Annotated in this window: 3 protein-coding genes and 1 pseudogene; 2 read left to right on the top strand and 2 right to left on the bottom strand. The window is 74.6% G+C overall.

All coding sequences use genetic code 11. The features are described from left to right. Window positions 1-65: 65 nt before the first annotated feature. Window positions 66-329, bottom strand: a complete 264-nt coding sequence (locus ACFV6I_RS37985) for a ferredoxin (RefSeq protein WP_079136117.1) — start codon at window positions 327-329, stop codon at window positions 66-68. Then, window positions 326-1,543, bottom strand: coding sequence for a cytochrome P450 (locus ACFV6I_RS37980; protein WP_380430683.1), 1,218 nt, complete (start codon window positions 1,541-1,543; stop codon window positions 326-328). The genes ACFV6I_RS37985 and ACFV6I_RS37980 overlap by 4 nt, the downstream gene beginning before the upstream one ends. A 657-nt stretch (window positions 1,544-2,200) precedes the next feature. On the opposite strand from ACFV6I_RS37980, the gene ACFV6I_RS37975 reads away from it, so the two are divergent. Both ACFV6I_RS37975 and ACFV6I_RS37970 read left to right on the top strand, forming a co-directional pair. Further along, complete coding sequence (locus ACFV6I_RS37975; RefSeq protein WP_380430680.1) at window positions 2,201-3,286, top strand: S-(hydroxymethyl)mycothiol dehydrogenase; 1,086 nt, start codon at window positions 2,201-2,203, stop codon at window positions 3,284-3,286. Further along, a pseudogene (locus tag ACFV6I_RS37970) lies at window positions 3,283-3,807 on the top strand (MBL fold metallo-hydrolase); the annotation flags it as partial. The gene ACFV6I_RS37975 and the pseudogene ACFV6I_RS37970, both read left to right, overlap by 4 nt. Between the last annotated feature and the right edge of the window lie 161 nt (window positions 3,808-3,968).

The raw sequence follows: 3,968 nt of genomic DNA, 5'->3' as shown, positions 1-3,968 counted from the left end.
TCATCTGGCGGGCCCCCCCCCGCGCCCCCCCGCGGGGGGCGGCGCCCGCCCCCCGGGGGCCGCGGTCACTCCGCCGGGGCGATCCGGTAGCCGCCCGCGGCCGAGTAGAGCGTCAGCGCCTCGACCGGGCAGAAGTCGACCGCGTCGGCCAGTGCCTCCGTCAGCTCGGCGCCGTCGGCCGCGTAGTCGGCCACCGGCTCGGCCAGCCCGTCGGCGCCGAGCGCCAGCGAGCCGGGGGCGCTCAGGGCGCACATCCCGGAGCCGATGCAGCGGTCCCGGTCGACCCGGACCACCACCGCGTCGGCGCCCGTCCCCGGCGTGGCCGTCACCAGGCGACCTGGAGGGTCTCGGGGCTGCGGGTGAGCAGGCCCCGCCGCCAGTCGATCTCCTCGACCGGCCCGGTCAAGCGCAGCGAGGGCAGCCGGCGGGCCAGGCGGTGCAGGGCGAGTTCGAGCTCCATCCGGGCCAGCCAGGCGCCCAGGCAGTGGTGCGGTCCGGCGCCGAAGGTCAGCATCGGCGCGGCCAGCGGGGAGAACAGCTCGGTGAGCAGGTCCCCGGTGAAGACCGTCGGGTCCTGGTTGGCGGCGACGGTGTCGGCGGCGACGACGCTGCCCGCCGGGATGACCACCCCGCCGATCTCGACGTCCTCGATGGTGCGGCGCAGCAGGCCGGGCAGGTGCTGGCCGTCGCCGAGCGGGACGGCGCGCAGGATCTGCTCGGTCGCGGCGGTCGCGCTGGCCTCGTCGGAGGCGAGCCGCTGCCAGGCCTCGCGGTCCTCGGTGAGCAGGTAGACCAGCGCGTTGCCGAGGCTCGTCATGGTGGTCTCGTGGCCGGCCACGACGAGGCCGATGACCAGCGTGACCAACTGCTCCTCGGCGATCGAACCGTCCTCGGCCGCGGCCGCCAGCAGGCTGCTGACCAGGTCCTCGCCGGGGTCGGCGCGGCGTTCGGCGATCACCGCGGCGCCGAAGCCGGCGAACTCGGCCATGGCGGTGGCGATCTCCTCGGCCGTGTAGGCGGTGGCCGAGAGCGCGTGGTCGCTCCAGTGCGAGAGCTTCTTGCCGTCCAGGTTGTCGAGCCCCATCAGCCGGGTGATCACCTGGACCGGCAGCTTGCGGCTGTAACCGGCCACGATGTCGGCGGGGGAGCCGTGGTCGATCATCTCGTCGATCAGGGCCTCGACCACCGAGGCGACCCAGGGCCGCCAGCGGGCGATGGCGCGCGGCGTGAAGGCCCGCTGCACGGTGCGGCGCAACCGCTGGTGCTCGGTGCCGTCGATGTTCAGCAGGCCCTGCGGGCTGTCGAGGATGTTCGGGACGAGGGTGATCGGCGGCGCGTCCGGCGCGTACAGCGGGGCGCGGCCCAGGCGCGGGTCGGTCAGCACCTGCCGCACGTCCGCGTGGCGGCTGACCAGCCAGACGGGCGTGCCGGTCGGCAGCGCGGCGAGCCGGGGCGGGCCGGGCTCCAGGCGGCGCAGGCAGTGCATCGGGATGAGCGGGACGGTGCCGGTTCCGGCACCGGTCGCACTGTTCTCGGCGGACATCCGTACTCCAGACTCCAGGGCGGGGGGCCGTACGTGACGGCCCGACGGGGGGTGGAACCGGGATGGTGCGGGGACGGGTGGGGCGGGCCGGCGGGCGGCTCGGCCCGGGCCGGGTTCGGCGGACCGGGACGAACGGCGGATCGGGTGGGACGGCAGATCGGGACGAACGGCGGATCAGGTGGGACGAACGGCGGATCGAAGGCGGAAGCGAAGGCGAACGCGGACCGGAACGGGGGATGGCGCGAATCGTGCGACGGCGTACGGTCGGTACGCCTCGGCGCGGACGGCGCGCGGTGGCGCACCGTCGGGTGGGGCGGATGTGCTGAGCGTGGTCGCGTGGACCGCTTCTGCTACGACCGTACGTGGGCGGCGGTGCGCGCGTCAGCGGCACTTCCAGCCAACGGCGCTCCTTTCCGGGCACTTCGAGGCGCGCTGACGGGCGCTCGGCGGCGCCCGCGCGCCCTGCCCTGCGGGCCGTGCCGGGGGGTCCGGCGGATATCTCGACGGCATATGACGCCTTTGCGGCCGGTGCGGTGAGCCGGATCACCGGGCCCGCCCCGTCGGCGCCCGTCGCTACGGGCGCTACGCTTCGTGGGCAGTCGTTTGTCGCAGGTCACGCCGGTGCAGAGCCGCATCGGCCGACGGAGGTGGAATCGGATGGCCCAGCAGGTCAAGGCAGTCATCGCGCGCGCCAAGGGCGCGCCCGTGGAGGTGACCACGATCGTGGTGCCGGACCCGGGGCCGGGCGAGGCGGTGGTCAAAATCCAGGCCTGCGGGGTCTGCCACACCGACCTCCACTACCGCGAGGGCGGCATCAACGACGAGTTCCCGTTCCTGCTCGGGCACGAGGCGGCGGGCGTCGTCGAGTCGGTCGGCGAGGGCGTCACCGAGGTCGAGCCGGGCGACTTCGTCGTCCTCAACTGGCGCGCGGTGTGCGGCCAGTGTCGCGCCTGCCGGCGCGGCCGCGCGCAGTACTGCTTCAACACCCACAACGCCAAGCAGAAGATGACGCTGCTGGACGGCACCGAGCTGTCCCCGGCGCTGGGGATCGGCGCGTTCGCCGAGAAGACCCTCGTCGCGGCCGGCCAGTGCACCAAGGTCGACCCGGCGGTCTCGCCGGCCGTCGCCGGCCTGCTGGGCTGCGGTGTGATGGCGGGCATCGGCGCCGCCATCAACACCGGGAGCGTCGGCCGCGGCGACTCGGTCGCGGTGATCGGCTGCGGCGGCGTCGGCGGCGCGGCCGTGATGGGCTCGCGGCTGGCGGGCGCGTCGAAGATCATCGCCGTCGACATCGACGACCGCAAGCTGGAGACGGCCCGCAGGCTCGGCGCCACCCACACCGTCAACTCCCGCAGCACCGACCCGGTCGAGGCGATCCGGGAGCTGACCGGCGGCAACGGCGCGGACGTGGTGGTCGAGGCGGTCGGCCGCCCGGAGACCTACAAGCAGGCCTTCTACGCCCGCGACCTGGCCGGCACCGTCGTCCTGGTCGGCGTGCCCACGCCGGAGATGACGCTGGAGCTGCCGCTGCTCGACGTGTTCGGCCGCGGCGGCGCGCTGAAGTCCTCCTGGTACGGCGACTGCCTGCCCTCGCGGGACTTCCCGATGCTGATCGACCTCCACCTCCAGGGCCGCCTGGACCTCGGGGCGTTCGTCACCGAGACCATCGAACTCGACGCGGTGGAGCAGGCGTTCGAGCGCATGCACCAGGGCGACGTGCTCCGTTCGGTCGTGGTCCTGTGAACGCGCGGATCGACCGGCTGGTGACGGCCGGGACCTTCGAACTCGACGGCGGCAGCTGGGAGGTGGAGAACAACGTCTGGATCGTCGGCGACGACGAGCAGGCGGTGGTGATCGACGCCGCGCACGACGCCGACGCGATCGAGGCCGCGCTCGGCGGGCGCCGGCTGCTGGCGATCGTCTCCACCCACGCGCACAACGACCACATCGACGCCGCCCCGGCCCTCGCGGCCCGCACCGGAGCGCCGATCCTGCTGCACCCGGACGACCTGCCGCTGTGGAAGCTCACCCACCCCGAGCGCCTCCCGGACGGCGAACTCGCCGACGGGCAGCGGATCGAGGTCGCCGGCACCGAGCTGACCGTCCTGCACACCCCGGGCCACGCCCCGGGCGCGGTCTGCCTGTACGCGCCGGAGCTCGGCACCGTCTTCACCGGCGACACCCTGTTCCACGGGGGCCCGGGCGCGACCGGCCGGTCGTTGTCGCACTTCCCGACGATCATCGACACGATACCCCAGCGGCTGGAGTAGCGCCCCGCCGCGACAGGGGGCCGCCCCCCCCACCGCCCCGCCCCCCCCACCACCTGGCCGGGGGGGCCCGCGGCCCCCGCCGCCACCGCCCCGGTCACCAGGCCGAGCACCATGCAGCCGACCGCGTTCACCGCGAACGTCCCCCAGGGGAACAC

Source organism: Kitasatospora sp. NPDC059803 (assembly GCF_042732255.1).
Classification (GTDB): domain Bacteria; phylum Actinomycetota; class Actinomycetes; order Streptomycetales; family Streptomycetaceae; genus Kitasatospora.
Note: the sequence above shows the minus strand (reverse complement) of the source record. Positions and strands in the feature narration are given on the sequence as shown.